The organism is Algoriphagus oliviformis, from assembly GCF_017254915.1.
GTDB lineage: Bacteria > Bacteroidota > Bacteroidia > Cytophagales > Cyclobacteriaceae > Algoriphagus > Algoriphagus oliviformis.
The window spans coordinates 246,728-260,661 of record NZ_JAFKCT010000003.1 but is presented as its reverse complement, the minus strand read 5'-3'; the positions used below and the strand labels follow the sequence as shown (position 1 = coordinate 260,661).

At 53.9% G+C, this 13,934-nt stretch carries 14 protein-coding genes; 9 read left to right on the top strand and 5 right to left on the bottom strand.

What is annotated here, in order from left to right:
- Positions 1 to 93: 93 nt before the first annotated feature.
- From J0A68_RS09310 to J0A68_RS09290, 5 genes are read left to right on the top strand one after another with little or no spacing between them, the layout of a single operon-like run.
- A complete protein-coding gene (locus tag J0A68_RS09310) occupies positions 94 to 3,558 on the top strand; it encodes a sensor histidine kinase (protein WP_206577937.1) in 3,465 nt (1,154 codons plus the stop codon).
- 51 nt (positions 3,559 to 3,609) lie between these two features.
- Positions 3,610 to 4,785 carry a hybrid sensor histidine kinase/response regulator gene (locus J0A68_RS09305; RefSeq protein ID WP_206577936.1) on the top strand — a complete coding sequence of 392 codons (1,176 nt, stop codon included), beginning with the start codon at positions 3,610 to 3,612 and terminating at the stop codon, positions 4,783 to 4,785.
- Positions 4,786 to 4,787: 2 nt separating this feature from the next.
- A complete protein-coding gene (locus J0A68_RS09300; RefSeq protein ID WP_206577935.1) occupies positions 4,788 to 5,420 on the top strand; it encodes an ATP-binding cassette domain-containing protein in 633 nt (210 codons plus the stop codon).
- On the top strand, positions 5,417 to 6,724 hold the full coding sequence (locus J0A68_RS09295) for an ABC transporter permease (RefSeq protein WP_206577934.1): 1,308 nt from the start codon (positions 5,417 to 5,419) through the stop codon (positions 6,722 to 6,724). Before J0A68_RS09300 ends, J0A68_RS09295 begins: the two co-directional genes overlap by 4 nt.
- 25 nt (positions 6,725 to 6,749) lie before the next feature.
- Complete coding sequence (locus J0A68_RS09290; RefSeq protein WP_206577933.1) at positions 6,750 to 7,187, top strand: hypothetical protein; 438 nt, start codon at positions 6,750 to 6,752, stop codon at positions 7,185 to 7,187.
- 79 nt (positions 7,188 to 7,266) lie between these two features.
- On the opposite strand, the gene J0A68_RS09285 is transcribed toward J0A68_RS09290, so the two are convergent.
- On the bottom strand, positions 7,267 to 8,088 hold the full coding sequence (locus J0A68_RS09285) for an aminotransferase class IV (RefSeq protein ID WP_206577932.1): 822 nt from the start codon (positions 8,086 to 8,088) through the stop codon (positions 7,267 to 7,269).
- A gap of 123 nt (positions 8,089 to 8,211) precedes the next feature.
- Between J0A68_RS09285 and J0A68_RS09280 the strand changes: the two genes are divergently transcribed.
- Entirely contained in the window at positions 8,212 to 8,631 is a 420-nt protein-coding gene (locus J0A68_RS09280) for a hypothetical protein (RefSeq protein WP_206577931.1), read from the top strand.
- Here the strand turns inward: J0A68_RS09280 and J0A68_RS09275 are convergent.
- Genes J0A68_RS09275 through J0A68_RS09265 form a run of 3 tightly spaced genes read right to left on the bottom strand, consistent with a single transcriptional unit; the run spans position 8,628 to position 10,245 of the window.
- Positions 8,628 to 9,077, bottom strand: coding sequence for a c-type cytochrome (locus tag J0A68_RS09275; RefSeq protein ID WP_206577930.1), 450 nt, complete (start codon positions 9,075 to 9,077; stop codon positions 8,628 to 8,630). The two genes, J0A68_RS09280 and J0A68_RS09275, sit on opposite strands and share 4 nt — an antisense overlap.
- Positions 9,074 to 9,706: an SCO family protein gene (locus J0A68_RS09270; RefSeq protein ID WP_206577929.1), complete on the bottom strand. Its 633-nt coding sequence runs from the start codon at positions 9,704 to 9,706 to the stop codon at positions 9,074 to 9,076. Before J0A68_RS09270 ends, J0A68_RS09275 begins: the two co-directional genes overlap by 4 nt.
- Positions 9,703 to 10,245, bottom strand: a complete 543-nt coding sequence (locus J0A68_RS09265; RefSeq protein WP_206577928.1) for a CopD family protein — start codon at positions 10,243 to 10,245, stop codon at positions 9,703 to 9,705. The genes J0A68_RS09270 and J0A68_RS09265 overlap by 4 nt, the downstream gene beginning before the upstream one ends.
- Positions 10,246 to 10,299: 54 nt before the next feature.
- On the opposite strand from J0A68_RS09265, the gene J0A68_RS09260 reads away from it, so the two are divergent.
- Genes J0A68_RS09260 through J0A68_RS09250 form a run of 3 tightly spaced genes read left to right on the top strand, consistent with a single transcriptional unit; the run spans position 10,300 to position 12,448 of the window.
- Positions 10,300 to 10,704 carry a hypothetical protein gene (locus J0A68_RS09260; RefSeq protein WP_206577927.1) on the top strand — a complete coding sequence of 135 codons (405 nt, stop codon included), beginning with the start codon at positions 10,300 to 10,302 and terminating at the stop codon, positions 10,702 to 10,704.
- A complete protein-coding gene (gene meaB, locus J0A68_RS09255; protein ID WP_206577926.1) occupies positions 10,701 to 11,699 on the top strand; it encodes a methylmalonyl Co-A mutase-associated GTPase MeaB in 999 nt (332 codons plus the stop codon). The genes J0A68_RS09260 and meaB overlap by 4 nt, the downstream gene beginning before the upstream one ends.
- Complete coding sequence (locus J0A68_RS09250) at positions 11,699 to 12,448, top strand: DUF3298 and DUF4163 domain-containing protein (protein WP_206577925.1); 750 nt, start codon at positions 11,699 to 11,701, stop codon at positions 12,446 to 12,448. The genes meaB and J0A68_RS09250 overlap by 1 nt, the downstream gene beginning before the upstream one ends.
- Positions 12,449 to 12,504: 56 nt before the next feature.
- On the opposite strand, the gene dnaA is transcribed toward J0A68_RS09250, so the two are convergent.
- Positions 12,505 to 13,920, bottom strand: coding sequence for a chromosomal replication initiator protein DnaA (gene dnaA, locus J0A68_RS09245; RefSeq protein WP_206577924.1), 1,416 nt, complete (start codon positions 13,918 to 13,920; stop codon positions 12,505 to 12,507).
- Positions 13,921 to 13,934: the final 14 nt, after the last annotated feature.

Below are 13,934 nucleotides of genomic sequence, written 5' to 3'. Positions count from 1 at the left end.
GCACAAAAATAAAAGAAACCACCCGCCGACAAAAGAAATGCTAAACAATCTCGGGGGAATTTGGCTTGAAGAATCTTTTCCTATTTTCGTTTCATGTTAGGTCGGATATCCCGGACTTTTCTTCTGCTCACCCTGGGCCTTTGGCTAGCCCACACCTCGGCTGTAGGCCAAAGTTTCAAGTTCAACACCAACCCCAAAGGAGTCAGACTTCCGGTTCAAAACGTGCTGGGAATGGAGCAGGACTCCCTTGGCCGTATGTGGTTTGCCACGGCCAGGGGCGTGGTATATTCAGACGGTATCCAGAGCTACGAGCTCTCCGACACGCTGGTCAAGAGGTTTAACTACCGGATTTCGATCCTGAAAGACGAGGAAGGGATCATGTGGCTGTACAATGCGGTGGGTGCGCCCTTGTTTTTTCAGTCCAGTCCGGAAGGGTGGCAGGAAGTGGACTTCCCCAAGTCAGAGGGAGGGGGCTACTCCTCTGCGATCCGATTTTTTCCCATGGGCACCGGGGAGGAAAAATACTATTTCGTGGAGACGGGCCATGAGCTCTTCTATTGGAAAGAAGGAGAGGTCGAAAAGCGCCGTATCCCTCGGGACTTTGCGCAGACCGGTAGGCTGAGCTCTGTGCTCGACGACTCGGGCGAGATCTTTTTGAACTTCAAGCGGAAGACCTTCAAGTTCAAAAACGACAGCCTGGAGGCCTTTGAGTACCGGGGGGTACCCTTGCCTTCGCCGCCGGCCATGGTGAAGAAATCCCCGACTACGGGCGAATATTATTTTCTGGGCGAGGATTTCCTGGCCAAAGGGCCCAAGGCGGAATTTCCCACCGAGATCGTCAGCAGCGACTTTTCCACGGAGGCGATGGTGGAGGGTGACGACTTTCTTTCCCTGGAGTTTTGGGGGGACAATGTCTTGTTCCACTTTAATTCCCATCTGTTGAAGTACAACCCGTCCCGAAACCGACCGGTATTCATAGACCTTTCCAGCCAGTTTAACACGATCTATCTCCAGACCATCTTCATCGATCGGGAGGGTATTCTTTGGGTCGGCACGAGCCGTGGCCTGGCAAACAACAACAGCCAGGTCTTCCAAAACTACGGAGCGGAAGTCAGCGAGTTTCTCGGGGAAGAGCTCACGGCGATTTCTGACCTGGGACAGGGCCGTTTTCTCTTCGGGTTCAACAACGGCCTACAGATCTTCAGCCAAGGGGCGATCAAATCCATCTACAAGGATTCTTTCAAAAACGGGCTGCCCAACCACAGGATCTTCAATTTTTCCAAGGAAGGAGAGGAAAGGGTCTGGTTTTCTTCCAACTGGGGCGGAGTGGGGATATTCAACCGTCGGACGGAGTCCGTTTCGCTCATTCCTCCTCCCGCGGATGCCGGCATTTCCTCAGTGCAGGTGGTGGGCGACAGCGTCCTCGTGGCGTCGGGCAAAAGGGTCTTCATCGCGCCGCTCAGCGCCAGGGGGCGACAGCTCTATTCTCGTGAACTGACACAGGAAATCGACTCTCTGCTAAAAGAGAGGCCGGTTTTTTTCCGCAAAGCGGGAAAGCTGAAAAACGGCAAAATCATCGTGCTCAGGGCGAGCAAGCTGGAAAATCGCTACCCCATCATCGAAAGCCCACGCTATCTTTTGGCCGAAGGCTATGACTTTTTGGAACTCAATGACGGAAGCGTCCTCATCGGGACCGAATTTGGCCTAAAGGTGTACCGGGAGGGCTATCTCGGATACTACCTCTATCAGGACAAATCCATCACCAATTCCGTGTTTGCGCTGATGAAGGACCGGGAGGAAAAGATCTGGGCGGGTACTGACAATGGGGTTTTTGTCCTGGGAAATGGCAGGGTCAGGCACTACAATGACAAAAACGGCTTGGTCGGCGATGAGATCAACCGGGGGGCGATGATCGAATCAACCTCCGGAAGGGTGATGATCGGCACCCAAAAGGGGCTTTCGATCTATTTCCCAGATGAGGGGGTCTATGCGACCGGCACGCCCAAGGTGTACCTGACCTCGGTCAAGCTGGGCGATCAGGAGATTTTGGGTGCTGAGGGAGCAAAAGTACCCTATTCCCAAAATCTCCTCGAGGTGTCATTCATGGCTGCCGGATTCAATGAAGCCCGTGAGCTATGGATCCACTACCGGCTCAAGGACTCTGAAGACGCCGCCTGGACCGTACTGAAAAAGCCCGGCTCCAGCCAGCTTTATTTCAGCAACATTCCGGCGGGAGAGTACACCTTTGAGCTCAAGGCTTCCTATGACGGGGAAGACTTCTCCGAAACGGTAAGCTCGGAGGTCTTTGAGGTCAATCCTCCTTTTTACCTACAGGTCTGGTTTGTGGTACTGGCCATTCTGTTTCTACTGGCAATCGGCTTTTTGATCAACCGGTTTTACAGACAGCTCCAAAACCTCGGCGTCCTGCGTACCGCGGTGGACCAGGAGAGCAAGCGCAAGGTCATCGCCGAGCAGCAGTTTAAGAACGTGTGGGCGAGCTCCCAGGACGGCATGCTCCTGACTCTCGAGGGGGAGGAGATTCTTACCGTGAATCCGGCCTTTGCCGGCATGATGCGCTGCTCGGTCAAAGAGCTGGAGGGACGCCCGATCTCCGTTCTGTTTCAGGATGAAGACAGGCAGGATTTCTATCTGGAGGTATTGCTGAAGCATGTCCGCCGCTCTCCGGGCAAAGGCATGTCCATCGAGACGCCCATCCAGTGGAAGACCGGAGTACTGGAGATGGAAGTGTACTCTGTGATGCTGGAGGGGGACTACAAGGGGCGCTCGCTCGTGCTGTCGGTATTCAAGGATATCTCGGCCAAAAAATCGGTGCAAAACAAGCTGATGGAGGCCAAGGAAAAGGCTGAGGAGGCCAGCCGCTTCAAGACCAGCCTTCTTTCCAACATCAGTCATGAGATCCGCACCCCGCTCAACGGCATCATAGGCGGGGCGGAGCATATCAAGATGAGCCGGAAAAAAGACCCCGAGCTCCATTCCCAGTTGGATATCATCCTCCAGAGCGGGGAGAGGCTTCTCGGTACGATCAATTCCCTGTTGGACATCGCCAAGATCGAAGCGAACAAGATGCCGGTGGTGTACACCAATACGGATGTCAGGGAGTTTTTGGAGGCCATCATCCTGCCGCACAAGGCTGCCGCCTCCCGCAAAATGCTCAAGCTGGATTTCAAGTTTCTGGGCACGGCGGGGCATGCTAATGTGGATAGAAGATTTCTGGAAATGATCCTTAACAACCTGCTTGGAAATTCCATCAAATACACCGAGAAAGGCACTGTCTCCGTGACCTGCCAGCGTGTGGATGACTCACTTTTGCTGGAGGTGACCGACTCAGGCGTGGGTATTTCGGAGGAGTTTCAGAGCAGGATGTTCGATCCTTTTGAGCAGGAGAGCAAGGGCAATGACCGGCTTTATGAAGGCACAGGCCTCGGACTCAGCATCACCCGAAACCTCGTGCAGCTGATGGGCGGGAAGATCCAGGTGTGGAGTACCAAAAACGAAGGGACGAGAGTCTTGGTCGAAATTCCATTGTTCGAACAGTAATTTTTGTAATTTCAGACCACCAAGTCGTCACCCCATTCTTCGACCTAGCCCATGTTTACACTGAAAATTCTGATAGTCGAGGACGATTCCGTTTCTGCTTTGCTCCTTCAGCGGGCTTTGGAAAAAAATGCCCACCAGATCGTCGGCATCGCGGACACCGGGGAGAAGGCCCTGGATATTTTGGAGGAAAACTTCGTGGACATCGTCATGATGGACATCAATCTGGCCGGTGAGCTCGACGGGATCAAGACCACGGAGATCATCAACGAGAAGTACGACATCCCCGTCGTCTACCTCAGTGCCAGCTCGGATGCCGAGACGCTCAACAAAGTAGTGGGCACCAATCCCAGCGCCTACGTCATCAAGCCCTTCAACATCCGGGAGCTGAACATGGTCATCGAGCTGGCCATCTTCAAGGACCGAAAGGAAAAGGAACTTCAAAAGCTCAACAACGAGCTGGAAGAGAAAGTCAAGCAGCGCACCGCCGAACTCTACGAGGCCAACAAAGAACTCACCAAGGCGCTCGAAAAGGAAAGGGAAATCAACGAGCTCAAGTCACGCATCGTGCTCAACGTCTCCCACGGCTTCAAGACCCCGCTCACTTCCATCCTCAGCTCAGCACAGCTCCTGCAGATCTATGCGGAAAAGGAGCATCCCCTGAAGCCCAAGATCAGCAAGCACGCGCTCAAGATCGAGCATTCCGTCCGGGCGCTCAACAACCTCCTGACCAGTGTGCTCTTCTTTGGCAAAGCCGACGAAAACAAACTGGAATTCCGCCCCAAGAAGATCTTTTCCGGGGCTTTTGTCAAAGAACTCCTGGATACCGTCAGGGCGGGTATAGACAATGATGTGACCATCAAAGCCGAAATCGGCGATATGCCCAAGACCATTACCTCAGATCCCGAGCTGATCTATCAAGTCTTTGAAAACCTCCTGTCCAACGCGGTCAAGTATTCCCGAGATGGCAAGCAGGTGGAGTTTAAGATGAGGTTTGAGGATAGCAAACTGCTGGCCCAGGTGACCGACAAGGGCATCGGGATCCCCAAGTCCGAGCAGAGCAAACTCTTCGACCGTTTTTTTAGGGCGAAAAACGTGGGGATAGTCGAAGGCTCCGGCTTGGGGCTTTCCATCGTCAGAAAATGCCTTGACGTATTAAACGGCGACATTACTTTTGAAAGTGAAATGGACAAAGGAACCACTTTCTTTGTCACCATTCCCGTGAAATAGCTATGCTGCTAGAGACAAGCACCCTGTCCTATGCCCATCCCGGGCAAAGGGCGATTTCCTTTCCCGAACTCAGCGTGGACGCAGGCGAGGCCTTGCTCGTACTGGGCAGGTCCGGCAGCGGCAAGACCACCCTGCTCAACCTGCTGGCTGGGCTGCTGACGCCCCTGTCGGGGGAGGTCAGGCTGGGAGGGGAAAAGCTCTCCTCGCTTTCGGGACAGGCTATGGATTTGTTTCGGGGCAAAAACATCGGCATTGTCTTCCAAAAGCCCCATCTCATCGCCGCGTTGAACGTGCGCCAAAACTTGGAGCTGGCCCATTTTTTCGGAAAAAAGAAAGGGCAGGACACCACCCAGCTACTGGCGGAGCTGGGGATCGAAGGAAAGGCCAACTCCTCCGTACTCACCCTAAGTGAAGGCGAAGCGCAACGGGTGTCCATCGCCAGGGCCCTAGCCAATAGCCCCAAGCTGATCCTGGCAGACGAGCCTACCTCCAGCCTCGACGACGAAAATACCGAGAAGGTCATCCAGCTGCTCAAAGCCCAGGCTGCCAAGATCGGTGCCGCGCTTGTGATCGTGACCCACGACCAGCGTGTGAAAAACCAGATTCCCAATTTTATCGAAGTCAAAGCCGCATGAACCTGCTCAAGATCAGTTGGAAATATCTGACGTTTCGGCCGCTTTCCACGGGCTTGAACGTCTTCCTGCTGGCGCTAGGCCTGGCAATCATCACCATGCTGCTGCTGGTGCAGGATCAGTTTGAGAAAAAGATGAACCAAGACGCCGAGGGAATAGACCTGGTGGTGGGGGCTAAGGGAAGCCCGCTCCAGCTCATCCTCTCCTCTGTTTACCATATCGATTTTCCGACAGGAAATATCAAAATGGAGGAGGCCGCGCGCCTTTCGAGAAACCGGCTGGTCAAGAATATCATTCCCCTGGCCCTGGGGGACAACTACGAGGGCTTCAGGATAGTGGGCACCAACCACGACTACTTGGGGCTCTATGGAGCGGAGTATTCCGCCGGCAAAGCCTGGGAGCTTCCCTTTGAGGTGGTGCTCGGAGCGGAGGTCGCCGCAAAGGCCCAATTGAAAGTGGGGGATGAATTTGCTTCCAGCCATGGGATCAGCGTCGGGAGCCACGAGCATGACCAGCATAATTTTGTCGTTTCAGGAATTCTTTCCCCCAAGGGAAATGTGGTCGATCGCCTGGTCCTGACCAGCATAGAGTCGGTTTGGTACACCCATGATGAAGGAGGGGAAGAGGCAGAGGAAGCCGCCGACTCTCTTGCCTCGGGAGCCGATGCTTCCGTTTTGATGGAAAGCGGGGATTCAGGGCATGACCACGAGGAAAGATTTCACCATCCGGTGGCAAAGACCGGGTTTCCTCCTTCCGATGACACGCGGGAATTGACCTCCCTGCTCCTCCAATACCGCAATCCCATGGCGGCCATCCAGCTGCCCCGCATGATCAATTCCGCGACATCCATGCAGGCGGCATCGCCATCTTTTGAGATGTCGCGGCTCTTTGAGCTGTTGGGTGTGGGAGTGAGCCTGTTGCAGGGACTGGCCTTGGTGCTGATCGTCGTGGCGGGCCTCGGGATTTTCATCGCGCTGTACAATTCCCTGAGGGAGCGAAAGTACGATCTGGCTATCCTCCGGGCGTTGGGAGCGTCACGGTTTCAGCTGCTGGCGCTGATATTTCTGGAGGGGCTGATGCTGACTTTCCTCGGTGCCCTGCTGGGGATAGGCCTGGGGCACGTCTTTCTCTGGCTCTTGGTAAACCAAAGCGAACAAGACATGGTCGCTGCCATCCAGCCATGGATTTTCCTCCGGCAAGAACTTTGGATCCTCATCTATGCGTTGGGGGTAGGGGTAGTGGCGTCCGTCATCCCCGCCTGGTCCGCTTATCAGACAAGTATTGCAAAGCAGCTGACAAAGGCGTAACTAGCACGCAAAATTGGAAAATGACATGAAAAAGTGGGGAATAGTTCTGGTTTTTGGTTTGATGTTCGGCTTGCCCGGCACCGCCTCCATGGCGCAGGGCGTCTGGAAAAGCCTCTCTGAAGTGTCCTACAAAATCAGCGAAGACCAGTTTGGGGAGCTGTATGTCCCCGTCTTTTCGGACAATATCAAGAAGCTCGAGGGAAAGGAAGTGGAGGCCGACGGCTACATCATTCCTTTTGAGGGGATGTTTAAGCCAGAGCACATTATCTTGTCCAGCCTCCCTCTGGCGGAGTGTTTTTTTTGCGGCTCGGGAGGTCCTGAGACCGTGATGGAGGTCATGCTCGCAAACCCCATCAAGTACATCTCCAAGCGGGTGAAAGTAAGGGGAAAGCTGACCCTAAACGCAAAAGATCCCGAAAAGCTGATGTATATCCTGAAAGATGCCAGATTGGTTTCCGAGTAGGAAGCTGCAATCCGCGGCAGAGACTTTCGCGGAGCCTAAAAGAAAAAACGTCCCGGAGCAATTCGGGACGTTTTTTCTTTTAGGCTACCGATGATTTTTCCAAAGCCCTGAATTTCCCCAAAATATCCAAGGTCACGGGCCCAGGTTTGCCGCTACCGATCTTGCGGTCGTCCAGCTGGGTCACCGGCAGGAGTACCTTGGTGGTACTGGAGATGAACGCCTCGTCTGCATCCCAAACCTCCTCCAAAGTGACTGGTCGGATGACCACCTTGTCGGCAATTTCCAGGATCTTTTTCCGCGTGATTCCCATCAGGATATGCTGGTCGGGGGTGTGGATGACTCCATTTTTCACGATGTAAAAATTGCTTCTGGAGCTTTCGCTCACTTCGCCGTTCCAGTGGTAGAGCACATCCTCGGCTTCCAGTCTTTTCCAGTTGACACTATGCCACACCGGGAGGGTGTAGTTGGTGGTTTTGATGTCGGCGATGGGCCGCACATACTCCAGCGTCAGCAGTTTGACGCCTTCCCGGTATTTTTCTTCGGCTGGCATGGAGAGGGGTTCTGCGAAGATGAAGAGCTTGCCCTCGGCCGGTGAGAAGTGGTTTTCCGACACTCCGCCGCTCAGGAGCATCCGGATTCCCCCGTCGACCAGGTCGTTCTTTTCGATAAGCTCCCGCACGATCGTACGAAGCTCCTCGCGGCTATAGGCGAGGGGAAGGTGGGTCTTCTCGGCCGAGGCGATGAATCTGTCCAAGTAGTGCTCCAAAAAAAGAGGGGTGCGGCCTGAGGTGCGAAAGAAGTCAAAAATCCCAAAGCCGCGGATCAGTCCCAAGTCCATGGGATGGATGGTCGCTGTCTGGGTAGGGATGATGTGCCCGTCGGCAAAGCAGAAAGGTTTCATTACAGAGGGATTTATGTTCAAAATTAGCATCAAAAACCGTTTTTTTGAGCTAAATAAATGTGAAATGGAATTTTAATTTAAGATAGAAAAAATTGTACCTTTAAGTCGTAAAATCCAAATTTCATGAAATTTACTCGTATTAGTTTGATCTTTAGTCTGTTCGTTTCGCTGCTGGCCTGTGGGCCCAGCCAAAAGGATCTGAACAACGACAAAAGGGCTGAGGTGATGGCTGTCCATGACGAGGTAATGCCCAAATTGGGCCAGCTCAAGTCTTTTGAAAAGCGGGCTTCCCAAAAAGCCGAGGAGCTGGCAATGGACTCTACCAACATGGACAGGGTCAAGCAGCTGGAGCTCCTGGCGGTCGAACTGGATCAAGCCTACGAAGACATGTTCGTATGGATGAGACAATACGAGATCGAGGATGAAGGCAAGACTCCAGAAGAGGTGAAGCGCTATCTGGAAGAGCAGATGGTCCTAGTGACCAAGGTCAATAAGTCCATCAAGGATGTCTTGGCAAAGTCGGATTCCCTTTTGGTCGACTAGTAGTTTTCGGGCTTTTCCCTCAGGTATTTTTCCACGTCGCTGCCTGTGACGACGCCCTCTTCCATTCCCCAGATATTGTAGAGGTAGGTCGTGATCTGGGCGATGTCCAGGGGCTTCAGTGCTGGGTTTGCCGGCATGGCCTGGTCATATTTTTCCCCGTTTACCGTGATTTCACCAGACTGGCCGTGGCGGATGATCCAGACCGTGCGGTGTATGCTGGCTTTGAAGTAGTCCGCATCGCGAAGCGGGGGGATGAGCTTGCCCAGTCCCTTGCCATCGGCCTGGTGGCAATTTCCACAGTGGTTTTCATAGAGCGTTTTGCCGACGACGGCATATTTCATTACCTCGGGATTCGAGATTTGGGCTAGCGTGTTTTCCTCATTGCTGGCCTTTGGGGCGCAGGAAAATGCCAGCATGGCCAAAAGAAGCCATCCGTGCCTTTTCATTTTTCGAGGAGTTTGGGGATGTCGGCGAGCAGCCGGTCCACCTGGTCTGACTTGGTGCCGTCATAGACCCCTCGGATCCGGCCCTGCCCGTCTACCAGGAGGAAAGCGCCGCTGTGCAGAAAACCGCCTGGCTCCAGCTGGTCGGCCATCGCGGTGGTGAGGTAGCTGGTCTGGCCGATTTCAAAGAGCTTTTCCTGGTCGCCGGTGAGGAAATTCCATGTACGGGCATCGGCTACACCGAGCTTTTCGGCATAGTCCCGCAGCACTTCCGGGGTGTCGTGGGTAGGGTCTATGGAGTGGCTCAGGATTTTGAAATCGGGATTGCTGCCAAACGCTTCGTAGACGCGCAGCATCTCCTTTTTCATGATGGGGCAGATCGTGGGGCAAGAGGTGAAGAAGAAGTCCGCCACGTAGATTTTGCCTGCCACATCCTCGTTTTTCACGCTGTCTCCCATTTGGTTGACAAAGGCAAAGTCGGCGATTTGGTGGTAAATGGTATCCTTGTTGTTGTCGACATACCGCTCGCCCAAGATGGGGAGTTCAGCTGTCGACTGGGTGTTTTCCGTGCTTGGCTTGCAAGAGATGCAGAGCAAAAATGCCATTCCAAGCAGCAATTGGTCGGTTTTCATTGTTGGTTCTTGGTTCTGTGTTTTTTGTAGATCCGAATTCCCAGCATCAGGAGGATGCCCAGCCCGATGAGTCCCACCAGTCCCCAGACCATGCTCAGGGTACTCTTCAGCACGATGAGAAAGACGATGGCAAAGAGCAGCAGGGTCGAGGCTTCGTTCCAGATGCGGAGCTGGGTGGAGGTCCAGCGGGCTTTTCCGGCTTGGAGTTCCTTGAAGAGCACATGGCAAAAGCCGTGGTAGCAGTAGAGCAGAAACACGAAGCCCAGCTTGGCGTGCATGAAGCCCAGCTCTAGGTATCCCCAACGGTGGCTGAGTACCCAGGTTCCGAATAGCAGCGTAAGAATCGCCGAAGGCCAAGTGATGATGTACCAGAGTCTACTCGCCATCATGTCGAGCTGGGGCTTCAGGATGGCCCGCTCTGCCTCGGGTTTTTGCAAGGCTTCGGTCTGGTAGATGAAAAGTCTGACGATATAAAAGAGTCCTGCAAACCAGGTGACTACAAAGATGATATGAAGCGCCTTGACGTACTCGAAACCCATTGTCAGAATTTTGGGCTAAATTAAGGCCTAAACCCCACAAACCCGCCAAAGTTTTTGAAAAGGAACAAGCTCGTCTTCTATCTACTCGGATTCATGGTCTTGGTCTTGCTCGTGCAGATCGTCCGGTCCAGTTTTTCCAACCCCGGCGTGAAGGCATTTGAGGGGAAATACGAGGAGCTGGGATTTTACAGAAATGAGAACAACACCGGGCCGGTGCTGCGCATCTATGCGATTCGTGCCTTGGATACGGAGCAGGCTTGGATGCGGGAGTTTGCCGAGGCGCAGCCCCATACCAAATACGGCCGGACGCTGGTATTTTTCTTTTCCCCTGATCTGGAGGAAAAGGTGGTCCTTTCACCGACCGAACCCTATTTTTCCTCCGACTTAGCCCCGCATTTGTTGGCAAAGTTTGAAAAGACACCCATGGGGGAAGGTCGCTTTAGCTCGCCGAAGCCATGAAAAAGCGGCTTGACCTGGAATCGCTCCGCGAAGGTGTGCTCTCCGGGAGCCGGGTGCTGCTCAGCCAGGCCATTACGTTGGTGGAGAGCGCCCTCGAGTCAGACCAAAAGCTGGCCGCAGAGCTGGTACAGTCGCTGATGGCCCATACGGGAAAGTCGATCCGGATCGGCATCACCGGTGTGCCGGGAGTGGGGAAGAGCACTTTTATCGAGGCGTTTGGGATGCTGCTCCTTAGGCAGGGCAAAAAGGTCGCCGTGCTGACCATCGATCCCAGTAGCCAATTGAGCAAAGGAAGTATCCTGGGGGACAAAACCCGCATGGAGCGTCTTGCCGCCGACAAGCAGGCCTTCATCCGGCCAAGCCCCTCCGGCACGACGCTGGGCGGGGTGAGCGGCAAAACCCGCGAAGCCATGCTGCTCTGTGAGGCGGCTGGATTTGACGTCGTTCTGGTGGAGACAGTGGGTGTGGGACAAAGTGAAACGGCCGTCAAAAACATGGTGGACTACTTCCTGCTGCTGATGCTGGCCGGAGCCGGGGATGAGCTCCAAGGCATCAAAAGAGGCATCATGGAGATGGCCGACGCCTTGGTGATCCACAAGGCCGATGGCGAAAACCTGGACGAGGCAAAGAAAGCCAAGGCCAACTACCAAAATGCGCTGCACCTTTTTCCCGCTTCGCAAAAAGACTGGACGCCCCGGATTGCCCTAGCCTCCTCCATGACAGGCTCCGGGCTGGAGGAGGTCTGGGAGCAGGTGCTTCTGTACGAGGCGAAAATGAAGGGAAATGGGTTTTGGGAATCCAACCGAGCGGCTCAACGACTGAGCTGGCTGGATGAGCAGATCCAGTTCTTGCTTGGCCAGGCTTTCTCCAAAGATCCAAGAGTCAGTCAGTCCCTGGAGGAGTATGTGGAAAAAATCCGGTCCGGCGCCCTCAATCCAGGCACTTTGGCCAAAAAATTGGTTTCCCTTTTTCTTTCCAAGCGAAGTCCACGATGATGAGATACCTGATTGTTTTCTGTTTGATGGCCACCCTGTCCTGTGCCCAACGTTCCCAAACGACGAGCGGGGAGAAAGCCGAGCTCTCCTTTGGTCTCGATTCCCTGGTCAAGGAAGTCTGTGCGGGTGAGAACTGTGCAAACCTGAGGCTGGTCTGGCCGGTAGCCTCCGGCGCTGATGGCGCGGATCAAATCAACCGAGCGGTGTCCGAGCAGGTCGCCTTTCTGGTCCAGACGGGGGAAACAGTCGCCCCTCTGGATAGCTTGGTCAAAGACTACTTCGCATCTTTTGAGTCCTTCAAGGCGGATTTTCCCGATGCTCCCGGAGGCTGGGAAATCAATGCGGAAGGCGAGGTGTCCTACCGCTCAGACAGCACGCTGAGTTTGTTTTTTACCCAATCCAGCTACCTGGGCGGAGCCCATCCCAACAGCTTCGTTTCCTTTTTGCATTTCGATCCAGCCACGGGCGAGGTGTTGGGCGAGGATAGGCTGATATTGGATGAGAGGGCTCTCGCTTCCCTGGCGGAAAAGAAATTCCGGGATGTTCACGAGGTGGCCGAGGGGGTGAGCCTGGAGGAAGACGGGCGTTTTTTTCTTCCCGAGACCGGGTTTTTCCTGTCCAATGCCAAGGGATTCAAAGACGGGAAATTCTGGTTGATCTACGTGCCTTACGAGATAGGTTCCTATGCGATGGGCTACACGGAGCTGGAGTTTACCAGGGAAGAGCTAGGTGATATCGTGCGCTGGTGACAGGAAGGGGGATCTGAAATTTGAGATTTGAGATTCGAAATCAGGCAAATCCCAAATCAATACGACCGCATCTTGAATTTTTTCTTCAGCTCGTTGACGGAGTTTCTGAAGCCCGAATCGGTCTCGATCATATCGTTGACCGTCTGCACCGCATGGATCACGGTACTGTGGTCCCTGCCGCCAAAGTGATAGCCGATGGATTTGAGGGAATGGTTGGTGAATTCCTTGGAGAAGTACATGGCCACTTGTCTGGCGATCACGATTTCCTTTTTGCGGGTTTTTGCCTTCAGCTCGTCCGTGTGGATGCCGTAGTATTCGGACACGGATTTTTGGATAAACTCGATCCCGACTTCCGTCTCGATGTCCTTGATGAAGTTTTTGATGACGGTTTTCGCCAGTTCCAAACTCACCTCGACACGGTTGAGCGAAGCGTGTGCGATCAGGGAAATCAGGATCCCCTCCAGTTCACGCACGTTGGTGTCCACGGAGTAGGCCAGGTATTCTACCACGTCGTCGGGGATGAAGATCCCTTCTGACTGCATTTTTCGCCGGATGATGGCCACACGGGTCTCAAAGTCCGGCATCTGCAGGTCGGCCGTGAGTCCCCATTTGAAGCGCGACAGCAGACGCTCTTCCAGGCCCTTCAGGTCTCTGGGAGGGCAGTCGGAGGTCATGATGATCTGCTTTTTGTTTTGGTGCAGGTGATTGAAGATGTGGAAAAACATCTCCTGGGTTCGGTCTTTTCCCGCCAAAAACTGAATGTCGTCGATGATCAGCACGTCCACCTGCATGTAAAAGTTGGTGAAGCTCTTCACGTTGCCATCCTTGATGGAGTCCATGAACTGGTTCACGAATTTTTCCGAGGAGACGTAGAGGACAAATTTGTCTTCGGGGCCGTTTTTGATCTCGTTGCCGATGGCCTGCACGAGGTGGGTTTTTCCCAAGCCCACACCGCCATAGACCATGAGGGGGTTGAAGGAGGTGATGCCTGGCTTGGTGGCCACGGCAAATCCCGCCGACCTTGCAAGTCGGTTGCAGTCGCCTTCTATGTAGGTGCTGAAGGTGTAGTTTTGGTTGAGGTTGCTTTTGGTCAGCATGTCCGCGTCCAGGGACTGCATCTCAAAAGGCGTCTTTACTTCCTGGGCTGGTGCTGCTTTTTTGGCGTTGGCATTTCCCTGGGGATAGGACACTGCGATGGGCTGGTTGGACGAATTGCCCTTGTCCACCACCACTGCGTACTCCAGGCGGCCGCTTGGTCCCAGCGTCTGCTTGATGGCCAGTTTCAGTACTTGCACGTAGTTGTCCTCCAGCCATTCGTAGAAAAACTGGCTGGGCACTTGGATGGTCAAGCTGGAGCCTTCCAGTTTGACCGGGTTGATCGGTTTAAACCAAGTTGAAAAGCTCTGCTCGTTGACGTGTTGTTCTATAACACGCAGACACTCATTCCATACGGCGCTAGCTTCCAAACTCATTTAGAAAAGATTTG

Excerpts from the sequence above, each read along its gene's own strand:
- J0A68_RS09310 (WP_206577937.1), top strand. The coding sequence starts at position 94 with ATGTTAGGTCGGATATCCCGGACTTTTCTTCTGCTCACCCTGGGCCTT.
- J0A68_RS09305 (WP_206577936.1), top strand. The coding sequence starts at position 3,610 with ATGTTTACACTGAAAATTCTGATAGTCGAGGACGATTCCGTTTCTGCT.
- J0A68_RS09300 (WP_206577935.1), top strand. The coding sequence starts at position 4,788 with ATGCTGCTAGAGACAAGCACCCTGTCCTATGCCCATCCCGGGCAAAGG.
- J0A68_RS09295 (WP_206577934.1), top strand. The coding sequence starts at position 5,417 with ATGAACCTGCTCAAGATCAGTTGGAAATATCTGACGTTTCGGCCGCTT.
- J0A68_RS09290 (WP_206577933.1), top strand. The coding sequence starts at position 6,750 with ATGAAAAAGTGGGGAATAGTTCTGGTTTTTGGTTTGATGTTCGGCTTG.
- J0A68_RS09285 (WP_206577932.1), bottom strand. The coding sequence starts at position 8,088 with ATGAAACCTTTCTGCTTTGCCGACGGGCACATCATCCCTACCCAGACA.
- J0A68_RS09280 (WP_206577931.1), top strand. The coding sequence starts at position 8,212 with ATGAAATTTACTCGTATTAGTTTGATCTTTAGTCTGTTCGTTTCGCTG.
- J0A68_RS09275 (WP_206577930.1), bottom strand. The coding sequence starts at position 9,077 with ATGAAAAGGCACGGATGGCTTCTTTTGGCCATGCTGGCATTTTCCTGC.
- J0A68_RS09270 (WP_206577929.1), bottom strand. The coding sequence starts at position 9,706 with ATGAAAACCGACCAATTGCTGCTTGGAATGGCATTTTTGCTCTGCATC.
- J0A68_RS09265 (WP_206577928.1), bottom strand. The coding sequence starts at position 10,245 with ATGGGTTTCGAGTACGTCAAGGCGCTTCATATCATCTTTGTAGTCACC.
- meaB (WP_206577926.1), top strand. The coding sequence starts at position 10,701 with ATGAAAAAGCGGCTTGACCTGGAATCGCTCCGCGAAGGTGTGCTCTCC.
- J0A68_RS09250 (WP_206577925.1), top strand. The coding sequence starts at position 11,699 with ATGAGATACCTGATTGTTTTCTGTTTGATGGCCACCCTGTCCTGTGCC.
- dnaA (WP_206577924.1), bottom strand. The coding sequence starts at position 13,920 with ATGAGTTTGGAAGCTAGCGCCGTATGGAATGAGTGTCTGCGTGTTATA.